Annotated in this window: 18 protein-coding genes and 2 pseudogenes; 8 read left to right on the top strand and 12 right to left on the bottom strand. The window is 54.7% G+C overall.

The genetic code is table 11. The features are described from left to right. Nucleotides 1–3: 3 nt before the first annotated feature. A complete protein-coding gene (locus tag GTU79_RS26655) occupies nucleotides 4–654 on the bottom strand; it encodes a TetR/AcrR family transcriptional regulator (RefSeq protein WP_203520576.1) in 651 nt (216 codons plus the stop codon). Nucleotides 655–851: 197 nt separating this feature from the next. On the opposite strand from GTU79_RS26655, the gene GTU79_RS26650 reads away from it, so the two are divergent. After that, nucleotides 852–2,099, top strand: coding sequence for an NADH:flavin oxidoreductase/NADH oxidase family protein (locus tag GTU79_RS26650; protein WP_203520578.1), 1,248 nt, complete (start codon nucleotides 852–854; stop codon nucleotides 2,097–2,099). Nucleotides 2,100–2,158: 59 nt separating this feature from the next. On the opposite strand, the gene GTU79_RS26645 is transcribed toward GTU79_RS26650, so the two are convergent. Then, entirely contained in the window at nucleotides 2,159–2,647 is a 489-nt protein-coding gene (locus tag GTU79_RS26645; protein ID WP_132924886.1) for an Hsp20 family protein, read from the bottom strand. Between the two features lie 162 nt (nucleotides 2,648–2,809). Beyond that, nucleotides 2,810–3,961 (bottom strand): lactaldehyde reductase, encoded by a 1,152-nt coding sequence (gene fucO, locus GTU79_RS26640; protein ID WP_203520580.1) that lies wholly within the window; start codon nucleotides 3,959–3,961, stop codon nucleotides 2,810–2,812. A 477-nt stretch (nucleotides 3,962–4,438) separates the two neighbouring features. Between fucO and rhaT the strand changes: the two genes are divergently transcribed. From rhaT to GTU79_RS26615, 5 genes are all read left to right on the top strand, one after another. Continuing rightward, entirely contained in the window at nucleotides 4,439–5,473 is a 1,035-nt protein-coding gene (gene rhaT, locus GTU79_RS26635; RefSeq protein WP_203520582.1) for an L-rhamnose/proton symporter RhaT, read from the top strand. Nucleotides 5,474–5,490: 17 nt separating this feature from the next. Further along, nucleotides 5,491–6,963 (top strand): rhamnulokinase, encoded by a 1,473-nt coding sequence (rhaB, locus tag GTU79_RS26630; RefSeq protein ID WP_203520584.1) that lies wholly within the window; start codon nucleotides 5,491–5,493, stop codon nucleotides 6,961–6,963. Then, nucleotides 6,960–8,231 (top strand): L-rhamnose isomerase, encoded by a 1,272-nt coding sequence (locus tag GTU79_RS26625; protein ID WP_203520586.1) that lies wholly within the window; start codon nucleotides 6,960–6,962, stop codon nucleotides 8,229–8,231. Before rhaB ends, GTU79_RS26625 begins: the two co-directional genes overlap by 4 nt. A 250-nt stretch (nucleotides 8,232–8,481) precedes the next feature. Next, nucleotides 8,482–9,333, top strand: coding sequence for a hypothetical protein (locus tag GTU79_RS26620; protein WP_203520588.1), 852 nt, complete (start codon nucleotides 8,482–8,484; stop codon nucleotides 9,331–9,333). Between the two features lie 129 nt (nucleotides 9,334–9,462). Then, nucleotides 9,463–9,819, top strand: a complete 357-nt coding sequence (locus tag GTU79_RS26615) for a HipA domain-containing protein (protein ID WP_203520590.1) — start codon at nucleotides 9,463–9,465, stop codon at nucleotides 9,817–9,819. Nucleotides 9,820–9,989: 170 nt separating this feature from the next. Here the strand turns inward: GTU79_RS26615 and GTU79_RS26610 are convergent, their stop codons facing one another. The 6 genes and pseudogenes from GTU79_RS26610 to GTU79_RS26590 form a co-directional block, all read right to left on the bottom strand. Next, nucleotides 9,990–10,667 carry a RibD family protein gene (locus GTU79_RS26610; protein ID WP_203520592.1) on the bottom strand — a complete coding sequence of 226 codons (678 nt, stop codon included), beginning with the start codon at nucleotides 10,665–10,667 and terminating at the stop codon, nucleotides 9,990–9,992. A gap of 48 nt (nucleotides 10,668–10,715) precedes the next feature. Next, nucleotides 10,716–11,146: pseudogene (locus tag GTU79_RS26605) on the bottom strand (DUF29 domain-containing protein). 118 nt (nucleotides 11,147–11,264) lie between these two features. After that, on the bottom strand, nucleotides 11,265–11,453 hold the full coding sequence (locus GTU79_RS30860) for a hypothetical protein (protein WP_203520596.1): 189 nt from the start codon (nucleotides 11,451–11,453) through the stop codon (nucleotides 11,265–11,267). An 86-nt stretch (nucleotides 11,454–11,539) separates the two neighbouring features. Continuing rightward, on the bottom strand, nucleotides 11,540–11,647 hold the full coding sequence (locus tag GTU79_RS30855) for an ash family protein (protein WP_253073699.1): 108 nt from the start codon (nucleotides 11,645–11,647) through the stop codon (nucleotides 11,540–11,542). A gap of 348 nt (nucleotides 11,648–11,995) precedes the next feature. After that, entirely contained in the window at nucleotides 11,996–13,081 is a 1,086-nt protein-coding gene (locus tag GTU79_RS26595; RefSeq protein ID WP_203520598.1) for an aldo/keto reductase, read from the bottom strand. A gap of 185 nt (nucleotides 13,082–13,266) precedes the next feature. Then, nucleotides 13,267–13,680, bottom strand: a complete 414-nt coding sequence (locus tag GTU79_RS26590; RefSeq protein WP_132924907.1) for a winged helix-turn-helix transcriptional regulator — start codon at nucleotides 13,678–13,680, stop codon at nucleotides 13,267–13,269. A gap of 102 nt (nucleotides 13,681–13,782) precedes the next feature. Between GTU79_RS26590 and GTU79_RS26585 the strand changes: the two are divergent. Further along, nucleotides 13,783–14,905 (top strand): annotated as a pseudogene (locus GTU79_RS26585) (NADH:flavin oxidoreductase). Nucleotides 14,906–15,217: 312 nt separating this feature from the next. Here the strand turns inward: GTU79_RS26585 and GTU79_RS26580 are convergent. Both GTU79_RS26580 and GTU79_RS26575 read right to left on the bottom strand, forming a co-directional pair. Further along, entirely contained in the window at nucleotides 15,218–16,087 is an 870-nt protein-coding gene (locus GTU79_RS26580; protein ID WP_132924911.1) for an aldo/keto reductase, read from the bottom strand. Between the two features lie 274 nt (nucleotides 16,088–16,361). Next, complete coding sequence (locus tag GTU79_RS26575; RefSeq protein WP_203520600.1) at nucleotides 16,362–16,910, bottom strand: NADPH-dependent FMN reductase; 549 nt, start codon at nucleotides 16,908–16,910, stop codon at nucleotides 16,362–16,364. A gap of 116 nt (nucleotides 16,911–17,026) precedes the next feature. Here GTU79_RS26575 and GTU79_RS26570 point away from each other — a divergent pair, with 116 nt between their 5' ends. Then, nucleotides 17,027–17,779, top strand: a complete 753-nt coding sequence (locus GTU79_RS26570; RefSeq protein WP_203520602.1) for an AraC family transcriptional regulator — start codon at nucleotides 17,027–17,029, stop codon at nucleotides 17,777–17,779. Between the two features lie 90 nt (nucleotides 17,780–17,869). Here GTU79_RS26570 and GTU79_RS26565 read toward each other — a convergent pair whose 3' ends face one another. After that, complete coding sequence (locus GTU79_RS26565; RefSeq protein WP_203520604.1) at nucleotides 17,870–18,373, bottom strand: hypothetical protein; 504 nt, start codon at nucleotides 18,371–18,373, stop codon at nucleotides 17,870–17,872. Between the last annotated feature and the right edge of the window lie 96 nt (nucleotides 18,374–18,469).

The raw sequence follows: 18,469 nt of genomic DNA, 5'->3' as shown, positions 1-18,469 counted from the left end.
GCATTATATTAAGCCGGCATCCAGTATAGTCATCATCCGCCGGCTTGCCGTGGCGACCTGGCGTTCTATCTCCGCTTCGTCCGGCAGCGGGTTTCCCAGCAATGCATCATCAAACAATCCGGCCCTGAGCAGGGCGGCAAATATCGCCGCCGCCTGCTGCGTGTCGGCTATCCGCCATCCCGTTGCCGGTAGCCAGTGTTCAAGGTAGTGGGCGAACAGCCTGTCTCTCCTGGTGATGACTTCCTGTCGGTACAGCCGGCCGATTTCCGGGAAACGGGCGGCGTCGCGCATGACAACACGATAAAGCGCCAATTGCGGCGCCGACAGCGAATGTTGCAGATAATCCCGGCCCGCCATCAAAAACGCCTCCGCCGGAGGCTTCTGGAACCATAAGGGCTCGAGGTCATCGGGCTGGTTTTGGTTGCCGACATCGTTACAGGCCGTTTGCATTACCGCGCTGAACAGATCGTCCTTGCTGTCGAAATGCCGGTACAGCGTTTTAATGGAAACGCCCGCCGCGTCGGCGATGCGGTTCACAGAGCTTTCGCCGTAGCCGCTTTCCAGAAAAGCCTGCAACGCGGCATCCACAATCATTTTCCTTTTGCGCGTCATCAGCGCCGCTTTGGGATCGTTCTGTGACCAAACCTTAACCATAAAAGTCCCCTTGGTATGCCTTGACAGATGATACGACAGTTGTCACTATCCCACAAACGACAGTGATTGCTGTCGTTTGTGGGCGGCAGATAAAATTCTTCGGATTCCCAGGCGCAGCCAACACGGCTGCACCTGTGAAGATGATGGGTATATTTGCCGGTGGCTTGCATTCATTTTATTTTGGGATAGCTACCCTAATGACGAATTTACTTTCAGAACCCGTGCCGCTGCCTTGCGGCACGGTGCTCACCAATCGCATCTGCAAAACCGCAATGAGCGAGGGATTGGCGGATAACGCCAACCACGCCACTCCCCGTTTGGAAACATTGTATCGCCGTTGGGCGCGGTCGGGGGCAGGACTGCTGCTGTCGGGAAATATCCAGGTGGACCGGAACCATTTGGAACGACCGGGCAATATCGTCATCGACGATGACAGCGGGATGCGGCAGCTGGCGCGGCTGGCGCAGGCGGGTAAAGCCGGGGGCGGGCATTTTTGGGCACAGCTGAGCCATACCGGGCGGCAAGTGATCCAGGAAATTAATCCGGCGCCGCTGGCCCCTTCGGTGGTGGAACTCGATGTATTGCGGGGTGCCGGTTTTACCTTTGCGCCGCCAAGAGAAATGACCGAAGAGGATATTCGCCACGCCATAGCGCAGTTCGCCTACGCCGCGGGTAAAACGCGCGAGGCGGGATTCACCGGGGTGTCCCTTCATGGCGCCCATGGTTACCTGGTCTCGCAGTTTCTCAGTCCGCTCACCAACCGCCGCCGGGATGAATGGGGCGGCTCGCTGAGAAATCGCGCCAGGTTCCTGCTGACGCTATTGGCTGCCGTGAGAGAGGCGGTAGGAAAGGGTTTTCCCATCGGACTCAAACTGAATTCATCGGATTTCCAGCGCGGGGGGTTCACCCATCAGGAATGCCTTGAAGTGGTCGCCATGCTTAACGATACGTCGCTGGATTTGCTGGAGCTTTCCGGCGGGTCCCTGGAACAGCCCATGGTAATCGGCGTCAGTTTAAAAGATCAGGGGATAGACGGCCTCCCGGCGGCCACCGTCCGCCGGGAGGCCTATTTCGTGGAATTTGCCGCTTCGATCCGGGCCGTTGCCAGGATGCCGGTGATGGTGGTGGGCGGTTTTCGTACCCGTTCGGTGATGGTGGATGCCCTGCGGCGGGGCGAACTGGATGTGATCGGGCTGGGCCGTCCCATGATTGCCGATCCGGATATTGCCCGCCGTCTCATTGCGGGGGAAACGGACATCGCGCCGGCGCCTGAAAAAAACCTGGATCTCTTACATCTGCTTCCTTGGAATAACATGCAGCTAAAGCGCATGAGCGACGGATTGGAACCGGATCTCCAACTGAAGGGGGAAGCGGCGGCGGCGTGGTTCGCCGCCTGGGAAAAAGAGTATCTCTGCGCATTAATGGCCCATCGGCGGAAACGTTGATACCGCAAAATGTCAAAAAATGAGGCCGGAAATAAGCTTCCGGCCCCGTGCTCTCGTTGTTATTCTGCTTTTGCCTGTTCAATCACCCTGCCGCCTGACTGTACGTCGGCCCGTTCTATGGTGATCTTTTTCGGTTTTTCCTCTTCCGGGATTTCCTGTTCAAGACTGATTTCCAGCAAACCGTTGGCCAGTTTGGCCCCGTTCACTTTGGTGCCGCGATTGACGCTGAATTGCAGCGAGAAGTTGCTGCGGCTGATGCCCCGGTGAACCCAATTGTCTTTTTCGGTTTTTTTGTCTTCTTCATGCCGGCCCTCAATGACCAACTGGCCGTTGCGGGTGCTGACGTTCAGCTCTGATTCACGGTAGCCGGGCACGCTGACGGTAATGGCGTACTGATTATCGCCTTTTTTAACGATATCATAAGAGGGACTGCCGGCAACCGGTTCATCGCCGGTCAGTCTGCTGAACAGCCGGTCGATTTGATTAAAACGATCTGACAGCAGCGAGTCGCTGAATGAAGGAATAAGTGAAAACGGATGTGTGATCATGGCTAATCTCCTGAGTGTTCAAAAGTTCAACCTTTTACCGGATTACTTCAATCCTCAGCCTTTAGATAGGGATAAAAAAGCGGCTTTCAAGGGCCGAAAATGAAAAAAAATGCCGAGGGATTTTCCTCGGCATCGGTACGTTGGCTATCCGCGGGCTTTCACTTAATAAATAGCCTGATAAAGCTGCTTGATTTCGGCGACGCTGGTCTGGCGGGGGTTGCCGCCGGTACAGACGTCATCGAACGCCGCCTGAGCCAGCGCCGGAATATCCTGTTCCTTCACGCCCACATCCCTTAGGCGCGGCGGGATGCCCACATCCTTGCACAATGCCTTGACCGCGTTCACCGCCGCCAGACGCGCCTGTTCTATGGGCTGATCTTTGGCCTCCGGATGGCCCATCGCCACGGCGATAGCCCGGAATTTTTCACCGGTATGGGCAGCGTTGTATTCCATGATATGCGGCAGCAAAATGGCGTTGGCCACCCCATGGGGCGTATTGTAGAAAGCGCCCAACGGATGGGCCATGCCGTGCACCAGTCCAAGCCCCACGTTTGAGAAGCCCATGCCCGCCACGTATTGCCCCAGGGCCATATCGTCCACGCCCTGCGCATCGCCTTTCACCGACGCCCGCAGCGAGCGGGAAATAATCTCGATGGCCTTGATATGGAACATATCGGTCAGTTCCCAGGCGGCCAGTGTGGTATAGCCTTCAATGGCATGGGTCAGCGCATCGACGCCGGTGGCGGCCTTGAGAGAGGCCGGCATACTGGCCATCATATCCGGATCGATAATCGCCACCAGCGGAATATCATGGGGATCCACGCAAACGAATTTACGGCGGTTTTCCTCATCGGTAATAACGTAATTGATAGTGACTTCCGCCGCCGTGCCGGCGGTGGTGGGAATGGCAATAATGGGCACGCAGGGTTTTTGCGTTGCGGCCACGCCTTCCAGGCTGCGGACGTCAGCGAACGCCGGATTATTGATGATAATCCCGATGGCCTTGCTGGTATCCTGCGGCGAACCGCCGCCGATGGCGATCAGGTAATCCGCCTGGGCGGCCTTGAACGCGGCCACGCCACGGTTTACCACGCTGATGGTAGGGTTCGGCACCACTTCATCGAACACCGAGAACGCCAGATCCGCCTCATCCAGCAGGGCGGTGATACGGGTCGCTATTTTTACGCGCATCAGCTCTTTGTCGGTGACGATTAACGCTTTTTTATAACCGTGGGCTTTCGCTTCGTCAATAATATGGGAGACAGCTCCTCGGCCAAAATAGGCGGTTTGATTCAAAATCATTCGGTTAGTCATGAGAATTACCTTGACGTGATTAAAAGATTTTTTTAAGAAACATGAAGCCCTGAGTTTTCAGATTCCATGCTTGCGTCCGCCAACTTTAAATACCTTCTGCTTTAAATACCATGACGGCGCGCTCTAATACCGCCCATTATAATAATGAGCTGGTATTATTACCTTCTTGCCACTGCCACCTGCCGATGGAAACTGGCAATTTAATGAAGAATCCCCCTCCGGCGTGTCTATATCTCATTTTTCATGCCGTAAAAATGCGCTGGAATATTCTCTGTAAATAAAATGATGTGATGGATTTGTGATTCAGATCACTCGTTTCTTACGCTGTTTGCCATTTTTGCAAGGAAAATGGCATTGTCAAGAAGGCCATATTCTCCAAATCTTTTAATATATAAAAACTTCTGTAACCGCAGTTTTAAATTAGCTCTCTTTTATCTCTTTTTTAAAGAGGTCCTATTTTTTAAAGGAATTTCTCAAATGGGCAGTTCAATAATTCTCGGCATTTTTTGGCACTTCGTGGGTGCCGCTTCTGCCGCCTGTTTTTATGCACCCTTTAAGCAGGTCCGGCGATGGAGCTGGGAAACCATGTGGTCGCTGGGCGGCTTCTTCTCCTGGATCGTTTTACCCTGGACGGTGAGCGCCATACTGCTACCGGACTTCTGGGGATATTACAGTTCTTTCTCAATGTCCACGCTGCTGCCGGTGTTTCTGTTCGGCGCCATGTGGGGCATCGGCAATATCAACTACGGCCTGACCATGCGCTATCTGGGCATGTCCATGGGCATCGGCATCGCCATCGGCATTACCCTGATAGTCGGCACGCTGATGACCCCTATCATTCAGGGTAAATTCGGCGCCCTGGTCCATTCCAGCGGCGGCCAGATCACCTTGCTTGGGGTATTCGTCGCGCTGATAGGCGTCGGCATCGTCAGTTATGCCGGCATGATGAAGGAGCGGGCGCTGGGCATCAGTACCCAAGAGTTCAACCTGAAGAAAGGGCTGCTGCTGGCGGTGATGTGCGGCATTTTTTCCGCCGGGATGTCTTTTGCCATGGATGCGGCCTTGCCCATGCATGAAGCGGCGAAAAATGCCGGTATCAGCCCGCTGTATGTGGCTCTGCCGAGCTATGTGGTGATTATGGGCGGCGGCGCGATTGTCAATCTGGCCTTTTGTTTTATCCGGCTGGCCACCAAACCCGAGCTGTCGCTGAAGGCGGATTTATCCCTGGCTAAACCCTTGCTGCTTGCCAACGCCCTGTTCTCCATTCTCGGCGGCGTGATGTGGTATCTGCAATTCTTCTTCTATGCCTGGGGCCAGGCCAATATTCCGGTTCAATATCACTATGTCAGTTGGATGCTGCATATGAGTTTTTATGTGCTGTGCGGCGGCATCGTGGGACTGGTGCTCAAAGAGTGGAGCGGTGTGGGCAAAAAACCGGTGCGCCGGCTATGCCTCGGTGCGCTGGTGATTATCCTGGCGGCCAATATTGTCGGTCTCGGTATCGCGTCCTGAGATAGGAGATAGCACTGATGACTATACGTAATCTTGCCGCGGTGGATCTCGGCGCCTCAAGCGGAAGGGTAATGCTGGCGAGCTGGCAGTCCGATACCCAAACCCTGGGCATCAAGGAAATCCATCGGTTCGATAACGGCTTCAAACCCGTGGGCGGCCATGACTGCTGGAATCTCGACGGGCTGGAAAAGGAGATACTCACCGGCCTCACCAAGCTTGGGAACAATGTCTTCCCGCTGGACGGTATCGGTATCGATACCTGGGGAGTGGATTATGTCCTGCTGGATGAGCAGGGAGCGCGGGTCGGCGAAGCGGTCTCCTATCGCGACCACCGCACCGACGGCGTGATGGCGCAGGTCACCGCCGAATTGGGGTATCAATCCCTTTACCGCCATACCGGCATTCAGTTTTTGCCGTTCAATACGCTTTACCAATTAAAGGCCCTGTGTACCCAGACGCCGGATATTATTCCCCGGGTGGCGCATTTCCTGATGATCCCGGATTATTTCACCTACCGCCTGACCGGCAAGATGAATCGGGAATATACCAACGCCAGCACCACCCAGATGCTTAATCTGCAAAACGGCGATTGGGATCAAAGCCTGCTTGACTATCTGGGCATTCCGCGCCGCTGGTTCGGCACGCCGCGTCTGCCGGGCAATACGGTGGGGGAATGGACCGGTCCTTCCGGGCGCCGGGTGCCCGTAATAGCCGTGGCCAGCCACGATACCGCCAGCGCGGTGGTGGCTTCGCCGCTGAAAGACAGGCATAGCGCCTATTTGAGTTCCGGCACCTGGTCGCTGATGGGGTTTGAAAGTGATGTTCCCTATAACAGCGAACAGGCGCTGGCGGCCAATATCACCAACGAGGGGGGCGTCAGCGGCACCTACCGGGTATTGAAAAATATCATGGGACTTTGGCTGCTTCAGCGCATCTGCCGTGAGCAAAACCTGACCGATTTACCGGCGCTGATCGCCCAGGCGGCCGCAGAGCCCCCTTTTGCCAGTCTCATCAATCCCAACGACGATGGATTCCTCAATCCCCCGTCCATGGTGGACGCCATTCGCGCCGCGTGCCGCGAAACCGGCCAGCCGGTGCCGCAAACCGACGCGGCGCTGGCCCGTACCGTTTTGGACAGCCTGGCGCTGTGTTACCGCCGGGTCTTGCAGGAATTAAGCCAATTGCGCGGGGCCAAGCTGAACCATCTCTATATCGTCGGCGGCGGCTGCCAAAACCAGTTGCTCAATCAACTGTGCGCGGATATATGCCAGATTCCGGTTACCGCCGGCCCGGTGGAAGCCACCACGCTCGGTAATGTCGGTTGCCAATTGATGACGCTGGGAGATGTGCCCGATCTCGCCTGCTGGCGACGCATTGTGGAGCGCAGCTTCCCGCCGCGTCATTTTTCACCCCGTCGGGTTCCCGAGCTTGCCGCAGTATGGCAGCGGTTTAAGGAAATCTGTCATTTTCAACAGGAAACAGCAATATGAATAACTCTCCCGAACAAGCCTGGCTGCTGGCGAAACAGCGTTTTTCCGATGTGAATGTCGATGCCGAGGCGGCATTAAAATTCCTGGATACCCTGCCGATTTCCATGCACTGCTGGCAAGGAGACGACGTCACGGGTTTTGAGAATCCGGAAGGTTCGCTGACCGGCGGCATTCAGGCTACCGGCAACTATCCGGGCAAGGCGCGCAACGCCGCCGAGCTCCGGGCGGATCTGGAACAGGCATTTAAACTGATTCCGGGGCCGAAGCGCCTTAACCTGCATGCCATCTATCTGGAAGCCGAAGGTAAGGTTGAGCGTAACGAAATCGAGCCGAAACACTTTAGCGGCTGGGTAGAGTGGGCGCGCCGGCACCAGCTCGGACTCGATTTCAACCCCACCTGTTTTTCCCATCCCCTTAGCGCCGACGGCTTTACCCTGTCTCATGCCGATAAGGATATTCGCCAGTTCTGGATCGAGCATTGCCAGGCCAGCCGCCGAATATCGGCCTATTTCGGCCGAGAGCTGGGTACCGCTTCCGTGATGGATATCTGGGTACCGGACGGTATGAAGGATATGACCATCGACCGGCTGGCGCCGCGCCAGCGGCTGCTGGAGTCGCTGGATGCCGTCATCGCGGAAAAAATCGACGCCAAATACCATATCGATGCGGTGGAAAGCAAACTGTTCGGCATCGGCGCTGAAAGCTTTACCGTGGGCTCCAGTGAATTCTGCCTGGGATACGCCGCCAGCCGCGGCATCGCCTTATGCCTTGACGCCGGCCATTTCCATCCCACCGAGGTCATTTCCGACAAGATTACCAGCGCCATGCTGTTTGTCCCCCGTCTGCTGCTGCATGTCAGCCGTCCGGTACGCTGGGACAGCGACCACGTGGTGCTGCTGGACGACGAAACACAGGCCATCGCCAATGAAATCGTGCGCAACAAGTTCTTTGATCGGGTGCATATCGGCCTGGACTTCTTTGATGCCTCCATTAACCGCATCGCCGCCTGGGTCATCGGTACCCGCAATATGAAAAAAGCACTGCTGCGCGCCCTGCTCGAACCCACCGAACAGCTGCGCCAGTTGGAGCAACAGGGGGATTACACCGCGCGTTTAGCCCTGCTGGAAGAGCAAAAATCCTTGCCCTGGCAGGCGGTCTGGGACCGCTATTGCCAATGGCATGACACGCCGGTGGGCGGCGACTGGCTGTCGGCGGTACGTCGCTATGAAACATCGGTGCTGCCGCGCCGTGGGGGGAATAACGCCTAGCGCGTTAAAAAAAACCGGCATTTCCCGTTCCGTGGGCATGTTGCCTGCGGAACGGTGCTTAAGAATCGCCACCTCAGTCCACCCCACCTTCATTGGCAACAATTCAATTTAATCAAATAGGTAAGTCCCGCAGTTTTATGGATTTGAATGATCTTGGCCGCTATGATGAAACCGGCAATTTTATTCATGCGATCATTTATCTCGATTAAATTTATAGGTGCTTTACTGCGCCAAGGGAGAGGCTTATACGATGGATAATGTGAATGGATATTATACTTCATGCAATATAACGTTAATTCCATGCAATGTTGAAAATAATAACGAAAAATCATTGAAAATGCTTAATGATCTTTCAGTAAGCTATTTTCAGCTTTGCAAGAGTGATATGGCCTATCAGTTCTATGAGATTGATGAACTGATATCTAAAATACAGAGCGGCGATAAAATCGATAATAAAGATGCGCAGGGAATACATGAAATTTGTGAGTCATTATGTCAAAAGGAATACCACGCTGTTGAAATGTTAAAATCCTACCAAGCGCTGGTGGGCGAAAACCCCACCCTGACATGTTTTCCCTGGAATGGGCGAATTATTGATTACGCCACGCTACGTCGTAGCCTGGCGGAAGAAATTGTTGCTAAAGAAGTCAGGGCTAAGGTTTTTGATCAGCTTGCTGAATTATTTACCTGCGCTTTGTTGCCTGATGTTGACAAAGCCGCTATTTATCGGAGCAGTATGCGTTTTCTTGATGCCCTGACGCTTTGCTTATACACGGATAAGGTATTTGCCGCGAGGGCGAGCGTGGAGGCGCTTGGCAACATGTTTGGATTGAATCTGTCCGTTATGCCGGTGTTAACGGACTTTTGCAATGGTATGTGCCTGCGCATGGACTTGTTGCCTTTGTTGGAAAAGGGCTATCGAATCCTTTTCCGTAACAATGATTTGCTTGATGACGACGAAATCAGTTATTTGTGCATTCTTAAAGGCGCGTTCGCTGAAATCGCCGCCGTGGTGGAGCAGCATTACGGTACTCTCGACTATGCTCAAGAGCAGGGTATTCACGTGCCTGAGTGTTTTTTCAGCTATAACCTGATCGATTAACGCACTGCTTTGCCATGCTCAACCCGTTGACAGCCTTGGCCTGACTGGCTCATTGTCGCCGGCGTCATTCCTGAATGGCCCTTTTCCTACGGGCCACTGGTTAATGGCGGCGGTGTCGCATTCGACTTTATGTTAAAAAATCAATTGAATAGACCGGAAGGCAGCACCCCTGCCAGTCATATCTTTAAATTGCCGGTGGGGATGATTGATTATAACAATCTGGATTTAACCGAAAGCGGCGAGAACGAATGGCTGTGCCTTAAAATAGCCGAGCAGTTCGGACTGCCGACCGCACTGGCGCAGCTGGCTGAATTTACCGGGCAAAAGGTCCTGATTGTTGAGCGTTTTGACAGGCGGTGGTCCCAGGATAAGCGGTGGCTGATGCGTTTGCCGCAGGAAGATTTTTGTCAGGCGCTGGGCGTTGCCCCGGCTGTCAGCGAGGCCGTTTTTGCCGGGTTACGGCGGCAGGCCGCCAGATTGCCTTAGTATCCGGCACCGATGGCGAGATATCGAAACGGTACGTAAGCAAGCTGTAATGATAGCCAATGAGCTTGTCAGCCAGGATCACCCCTTATAGAGGATAAAAGAGCATTTAGCGGTTATAAGGGATAAAAATAATCCTATCCGTTCATCAGCATCAACCGTTACGGTCCCAATCAGGTCCGGGTATAACGCAGCCATACGCCGTCATGGTCGGTTTTTTCCACCGACGCGAGCTTCAGATAGGCCGGCTTTTGCCAGGCGTCCACCGGGATATCGAACGAGGCGGCATGGCCGGTGCGGCCGTCCACAATGGGCACAATCAACACGCTGACCTCGTCCACCAGTCCGGCATTGACGAACGCGCCGCAGACATGGCCGCCGCCCTCGACAATCAATTTTTTCACTCCCAGCTCCCGGGACAGGGTTTCCACCACCGCCGCCAAATCAAGCTCGCTCTTGCCGCCGAACAGATAGGAGACGCCGATGGACTGAAGATAGGCCAGATAATCATCGCTCACCTGTTCCGTAAGCACTTCGATAACATGGGAATCCAGGGCGGTATTGCGCTGCCAGCCCACCCGTCCCTTGGGATCGATGGAAATGGCGTATTGCGCGGCGTCGCGAACGGCGAATACGTTGGTGCGGGGCAGCGGCGCCTTTGCCAGTCCTTTCGGATACTCGATGCTGTGGGCCACTTCCTGCATGGTCACCCGGCCGCAAATCCAGCCGTCGGCCTTAAAGCTGGCGGCGGTGGATTCATAAAGATCGCCGGTGTATTTCAGGTTCCAGCCATCGGTAAGACTGCGGCCGTCAATGGCGGACAGCATATGGCATATGATATAAGGCTTCATGTTTTATACCCTTCATCTTTCCAAGTAAAAGTGACCGATTCCCTGAAATCAATCCGGATAAAACGCCGGGTCCATAAATTGTTCAAAGGACCACGGGCAGGAAGAGGGAAAACGGTGCGTTTAATATTGGTTTCACGCTCCGCGCTTATCACCGCGTCGCCATAGGCATCTTCGATAATTTCCGGCAGGTTATGTTTGAGGCTGGGGCTTTTTTTCAGGCGGCGCTCTATCTTACGGCGCTGCTCCTCAATGGTCAGTCTCCAGCTCCGTCCTTGTCTTTCCGCCTGGAATTGCCATTTCAGCAGATGGATGAACAGAACTTCAAGACGAGACTCAAGCTCATTTTCCGCACTGGTTCCCATCGACTCAATTTCCTCCAGCAGATTTTTGGTATCCAGCTCAGCGAGACGGCCTGAACGCAATAACTCTGCCTGTTCCTGAGTCCACCCATAAAAGTCGCTGTCATAACGGGTTGTCATAGTTACTCCCCTGAATTTCAGGTTATCCTGCGGATATCCTGAGTTTGTCAGAGAAAAACGCGTCAGTCAAAACTGGCGCATTGTTGTAAAATTATTCGATATTTCGGTGGTTCGATGATTAATGCAGAACCACCGAATCTTCGACGATCTCCCCATCCAAGGTTCGGTCCAGCAAATCCAGCCGTTCACTCAGGATATACAGCAGCAGTTCTTTTACCACCGGGTGCGGTATTTCAATGGCGGCATAGGCCAGCGCACGGCAATGATCGACGATTTCTTCCAAATTGAGGGGTGAAGAATCATACATGATTCACCCCCGAGATAAGGTGAGTGTGCTGCGGACGAGTAGGGATAAAAAAAGCAGCCATAGACAGCCCCTATAGTGATGGATGATCAACTACTACCCGAGCCGTCAATCTCAAGGGTGGTAGCCCAGACAGAGTTGACGTTACCGGTCACTACAGCCGGCGCTTTTTGCAAAGCCCCCGCCTGGGCCACCATAATGGGGTGTGCGCAGATGCTACTTGATTGTACTGCATTATCAAGCACTGATTGATTGTCGGAACGTCAATTCCGGCTGCGGATTTTGCCGCAGCGGGTGGACTATACCTTAGCCATTTCATTCAAAGCAACCCCCTGGAATGGCAAGAATAAATCAGAAAAATTAATTCAGAATCCGCCTCGCAATTCTCCACCTGGGCCTTTGTGAAAGAGACAGATGAAATGCAATAATATGCCAACCCGTAAAAATGCTGCTTTTGAGCTGAACACAGCATCAAATCAGTAAGCGCGCCCAAACGAAATGGGCGCGCTTACTTAACAATAGACAACCGGTGACCCTATAGGGGATTAATACCGCTGCTCATCGTTCTCCGGAGACAGCGGGAAAACCTCCGCAGGACGGCCATTTACCGTGGTGCCGCCCTGGAAGACGGTGGGCCCGACGCCGTTGATCCAGTTTATGAAGGTCTCCGGCGGCGCCGAAAGCCGGGAAAGCTCAGCGATTTCCTCATCGCTCAGCCGTACTTCCAATGCGGACAGGTTGGCTTCCAACTGATCCAGCCGGCGGACGCCGATAATGGATGAGGCCACCCCCGGCCGCGACTGAACCCAGGCCAGGGCCGCCGCCGCCGGCGTGACGCCGTGGGCGGCGGCAATGGCGATTAGCGCATCGATAATGGCGTATTCACGATCCCCCAGCGAATCGGCCTTGCTGTCGCTGCGGCCGCCCTGGGCGACGGAACGGTTATCGCGCCGGTATTTGCCGGATAAAATTCCCCCCGCCAGCGGCGACCAGGGTATCACCCCCAGCCCCAGCTCAAGAGCCATGGGAATCAGTTCGTCTTCCACAGTGCGCTGCAATAATGAGTATTCAATCTGCAAGGCGATGAGCGGGGACCAGCCGCGAAACTGGGCCAGGGTTTGCGCCTGGGCGACTTTCCAGGCAGGCGTGTCGGAAAAACCGATATAGCGCACTTTGCCGCCGGCCACCAGGCTATCCATGGCGCGCATGGTCTCTTCAATGGGTGTAAAGGCATCCCAGGCGTGCTGCCAGTAAAGATCGATATAATCGGTTTGCAGCCGGCGCAGCGACTGTTCGCAGGAGGCGATGATGGTCTTTGCGCTGCAGCCGCCGCCGTTGGGATCGCCCCGATACATATTGCCGGAGAATTTTGTGGCCAGCACCACCCGATCGCGCCGGCCGCCATCGCGGGCGAAGAAATCGCCGATGATTTTCTCGGAATGGCCTTTGGTATACATATTGGCGGTATCGATAAAATTGCCGCCCCGGTCAAGGAATGTCGCCAGAATGGTTTCTGATTCGCTGACCGAAGATCCCCATCCCCAGTCTTCGCCGAAGGTCATGGTGCCCAGGCAAAGGGGGCTGATGCGCAGGCCGGACCGGCCGAGAGTGAGATAAGCGTCGAGAGACATAAAAGGCTCCTGTTATGCATGGGGCGCACTGATGCACGCTTGTTCAGCAATGAATCATCGCTTTTATAGCGGGAGCGTGCCATGCCCAATCGTCCGTTATTTATGCGCAATCGTGCGGGATTATGACGCCCCGCGACATATCCCTACCTGACCGAAGCGCAGTGAGGGGACAGGCCCGGCGGTTATCAGCGGTTGCGATCGAATTCCTCGCGCGCCCGTTCCACTTCGGGCAGATAATCGACGGTCCAGTCGTACAGCGCTTGAAAAGGTTGTTTTAGGGTATGACCCAACGGGGTAATGCGATACTCCACCGCGATGGGGGAGGCGGTAATGACGCGCCGGGCGACAATGCCGTTGCGCTCCAGGCGCCGTAAGCTCTGCGTGAGCGCCTTTTGGGTTATGCCGTCGAGGCGGCGCTTGATGACATTAAAGCGCAGCGGCTCGGCGCATAGGGCGGCAAGGATCAGTACCGACCATTTATCCGCAATCTGATCCAGCAGTAAGCGGCTCGGGCAATCCGCCGCCGAGAAGATATGGCATTCAGCTGCCGGCGCGGCGTTTTGCGTTATGCTGCCCACCGGGTGTTGCACTTCGGACATGGCGGTTTCCTGTTGGCTACCTGGTAGCGTTAAAGTGCCTGATTGACTCGAGGTATACATAATATACCATCAAAGCCTTGTTGTTAACCGGAGCTTAAATTTATGAACGCACCGCAAGTGGACATCCTGTTCCAGCCTTTCCGGATAAAATCCCTCTCTTTAAAAAACCGTATCGTCATGGCCCCCATGACCCGTTCCTTCTCGCCGGCAGGCGTGCCGGGCGAGAATGTCGCTGCCTATTATCGCCGCCGGGCCGAGGCCGAGGTGGGGCTGATCCTTTCAGAGGGTACGGCTATCGATCGGCCGGCGTCCAGGAACGATCCGCAAGTGCCGTTTTTCCATGGTGAAGCGGCGCTGGCGGGCTGGCAGCGAGTGATAAATGAAGTCCACGCCGCCGGCGGCAAGATGGGGCCCCAGCTTTGGCACGTAGGCGCGGTGGCCAGTTTCCAAACCGACTGGGTGCCCGATGTCCCGGTTGAGAGTCCGTCGGGCCTGGCGGCGCCGGGAGTGCCCCGGGGCGAGATCATGAGCGATGAGGCCATTGCCGATACCCTTGCCGCCTATAGCCGGGCGGCGGCCGATGCCAAGCGGCTGGGCTTCGATACCTTTGAGATCCATGGCGCCCATGGCTACTTGATTGACCAGTTCTTTTGGTCAGAAACCAATCTGCGCAAGGATCGTTTCGGCGGCGCCACGATAAAAGATCGCGCCCGTTTTGCCGGCGAGGTATTAAAGGAGATGCGTGCGGCGGTGGGTCCAGACTATCCCATTATCTTGCGGGATCAGTCAGTGGAAGCAGCAGAATTACACCGCCAGGCTGGCCGAAACCCCCGATGCCATGGCCGACTGGCTGGTGCCGCTGGTAGAAGCGGGGGCGGATGTGCTGCATTGTTCCCAGCGACGTTTCTGGGAGCCGGAGTTTCCGGACCAGGATGGTGCAAACGGGCTGAACTTTGCCGGCTGGGCCAAGAAGTTAACCGGCGCCGCCGCCATCAGCGTCGGTTCGGTGGGATTGTCGGGAGATTTTCTCGGCAGCTTCGGCGGGGAAAGCGCCAGTCCGGTGGGATTGGATAATCTTGTCCAGCGGATGGAGCGGGATGAGTTCGATCTTATTGCCGTTGGCCGTGCGCTGATCACCGAGCCGCGCTGGGCCGCCAAGGTGCGCACCGGAGAAACCGACAATATGCCGGATTTCAGCCCGGCGGCGCTGGGTGAACTATTCTAGGGGGAAAACGAATAAAACCCCATTGCCACGCTCTCCCTTTAACACCTTTGTTTGCACGTTCAGTGGTCGCGGGCCTACCGTGGCATGGGGCGCTCCGCGGCCGACTATGGCCGCTTCGACCCCATTGCTGCGGTCTCCCTTTAACACCTTTGTTTGCACGTTCAGTGGTCGCGGGCCTACCGTGGCATGGGGTGCTCCGCGGCCGACTATGGCCGCTTCGACCCCATTGCCGCGGTCTCCCTTAACACGTTCGTTGCACGGTTGGTGATAGCGGGCTTACCGTGGCATGGGGCTTTTATAGGACAATGGGTTTTAGTGCTGCTGTTTGCGGCCCTGCTGATCGAGCTGTGCAAACTCTTCATCGGTCAGGGTCACATTGGCCGCCGCCACGTTTTCTTCCAGATGCTTCACGCTGCTGGTGCCGGGAATGGGCAGCATAACCGGGCTGCGCTTTAGTATCCAAGCCAGGGCGATTTGGCTGGGAGTCGCCCCTTTCTGTTTCGCCAGCGTATCCAGCAAGGAGCCGGGTTTGGCCAGGTCGCCTGAGGCCAGGGGGAACCAGGGGATAAAACCGATATTGTTTTCAGTGCAGTAATCCACCACCGCTTCATGGCTGCGCGTCACCAGATTGTACATGTTCTGCACCGAGACCACCGGGAAGAACTTTTGCGCTGCTTTGATCTGCGAAACGTCCACTTCGCTTAATCCCACATGGCGGATCAAACCCTCTTTTTGCATCTGCGCGATGGCGCCGAACTGCTCTTCAGCCGGAACTTTGGCATCGATACGATGCAACTGCCACAGGCCGATTTGTTCGACGCCCAGTTTACGCAGGCTCAGCAATACCGCCTGGCGCAGATACTCCGGACGTCCCACCGGCTGCCAGATATTCGGTCCATGGCGGGTCAGTCCGCCCTTGGTGGCGATGAGCAGGCCTTTATAAGGATGTAACGCCTCATGAATCAGCTGTTCGCTGACGTCGGGACCATAACTGTCGGCGGTATCGATAAAATTGACGCCCAGTTCAGGAAGGCGGCGCAAGGTGGCGAGACAGGCTTCCCTGTTGGCCGGTTGTCCCCAGATACCTTCGCCGGTGATGCGCATGGCCCCAAAGCCCAAACGGTTAATGGTGAAATCCCCAAGCTTGAATTGGCCTGATGCGGCTGCGTTAATCGTACTCATAATGTGTTCCTTATGATAGGAAAGAGGAATTGCTCAAAACGGCCCCAAGCAGCGGCCGGTGATAAAGATGCATAACGCGGTTCGATCTAAAATGTAGCTTGCGTCATGGCTTTCGACATGGCGGGCGGGGAATCGTTTGTGGAATTTACACTCAACATGGCGCAGAGCAATCCCGCCATCCCAGGCCGCCAAAAATGATAATTGACAGTACTACCAAGGCAATACTAGCTCTCCGGACTTAAGGGGGAATGACAATGCGTGCCATGCCTGGTGCTTATTCGAAGACGGAGGCCAGGAAGCTATCGAACGTCCGCTGGGTGAAGGCAAGCGTAGCCGCATCGGTGAGTTTGCCCTCCTTCACCTTGGCGCTGATATTGCTCATGGCGATTTCCGGCAGGGGCGGCAGTATGCATAACATGGACGCCAGGGTTTCCCGCAGCTGTAGTTGCGCCCGTACTCCGCCCAGCAGACCTTCTGACAGGGTGAGGAAAAATACCGGCTTGTTGACCATGCCGCTTTTGAACGCCGGACGCGACAGCCAGTCCAACGCATTTTTCAGTACTCCGGGAATACCGTGATTGTATTCAGGGGACACGATTATCACGGCATCGCAGGCAACTGCCTCGCGGCGTATCTGAGCGATGCTGCCCGGCAGTTGGCCGTTTTCAAGATCGTGGTTATAAAAGGGCAACCCGCCGATATCGCCGATGCTCATTTCACTGTCCGACGGCAGCATTTCCGCCACGGTGTTCAACACAATCCTGCTGTAGGACTGGGTGCGCAAACTGCCAGCCATGCCGAAAAATCGCAACGATCTGGTCATTTAAACTCCTTATTAGGTAATGATAGGTCTCGTCATAAAACACTTTTGGTGTCATTATTGCAGAATAAAATGGAAATAATTCTGCCATAATGACAAAACAGTCTGAGGTGACGACAATGTCGGAGCAACTGCCGCTGCGAGGGGAATATGTCGTTCATGAAAAGGGCACGCGTATGGCCTATCATCAACATCCCGCCGCGCAGCTCACCCAGGTCATAAAGGGGACGCTATCGATTCAAACCGAAGAGGGCCTGCGTCTGATTCCGCCCGGACGGGCCGTTTGGATAACAGACGGATTGCCCCATAGCGTTTATTACAGTGAATCATCCGAAATCATCAATTGCTTTATCTTGGCCGACCAAGCCGTTCGCGTGCAGGCTCAGTGCCGGACTTTTACCATCACGCCGCTGTTAAAAGCGCTGTTGGAGGAAGTGGTGGATTTTTCCCGGCCCGGACGGGATAACGGCGATGCCGAGACGATCCTGTCGTTGATTATTCATCAGCTTAATCTGGTGAATAAGCGCCTGGATCTGTTTATTTCCTACGGGCAGGACCGCCGGTTAAGGAGCGCAATTGATATGACAAGAAATTATCCTGAGGAAAATTATTCCCTTAAACACTTAGCCGAAGGGGCCGGTTGCAGCGAAAGGACCATTTCCCGTCTGTTTATCAAGGAAACGGGAATGAATTATCTACATTGGCGCGATCGCTACCGGGTTATTTGCGCGGTGGAACGGTTATCCCGCGGTTTTAGCGTAACTCAGGTGGCGCTGGATTTGGGGTACCGGGGCGCCAATAATTTTTCCACCATGTTTTCCCGTGTCATGGGGATGCCGCCGAAACGCTATATGGCGTCGATTCAATTCTGATGCTCCCGGCCCGTGTTTGGCTTTTCCAAAACGCGTAGGGGCAAGGTGCATGAGCAAAGGGTATCAGTATTCTACGAAGGGTTAATTATTTCAGCTCTCACTATCGTTTATAGTTATCCAATGATCCAGGGCGACAGAATACATTGCCCCGAAAAGGCTGCCGAGTCCCATACCCACGGTGCCGCCTATAATCAATATGATATTCTTGTGATCGGCATAAAAATCGGGGTGGTTGCTGATCTTGATACACTGCCTGAGAACCACCGCAGCCGACAATCCGGTGATGATTCCGCCCATTGCGCCATAATTTAAGCCCAGATGAATGATGTCTTTAGGAGAGTCGTTTTTTCCCGGCTCCCCCGGCGCCAAATGGCTGTTTAAATCGTAAACCGCACTGGTAATGGCCTTGCCGCTGATGTATGTCGTGGCGGCCATAATTACTCCGCAGGAGATGCCGATTAAGCAGGATTGTACCGGCGATGGGGCAATATTGGATATTGTTTGAATACGCGTGCCCATATCAACATGAGTTTCGGAAAGAAGTGTTGTCATGGGGATATAATCATACCTTCGTGAACTATTATCGATGATCATATTTTTCTCTATTCTATTTGGAATATAAAAATGTATGAAACGGATCATGGCTATTTTACTTTAAACATCAAACTACGGCATTCAGGTGAATCTGAC

Origin of the sequence: Sodalis ligni (assembly GCF_016865525.2) — a bacterium.
In the GTDB taxonomy this organism is placed as follows: domain Bacteria; phylum Pseudomonadota; class Gammaproteobacteria; order Enterobacterales; family Enterobacteriaceae; genus Acerihabitans; species Acerihabitans ligni.
The sequence above is the reverse complement of the archived record's forward strand: the minus strand, read 5'-3'. Positions and strand labels throughout refer to the sequence as shown.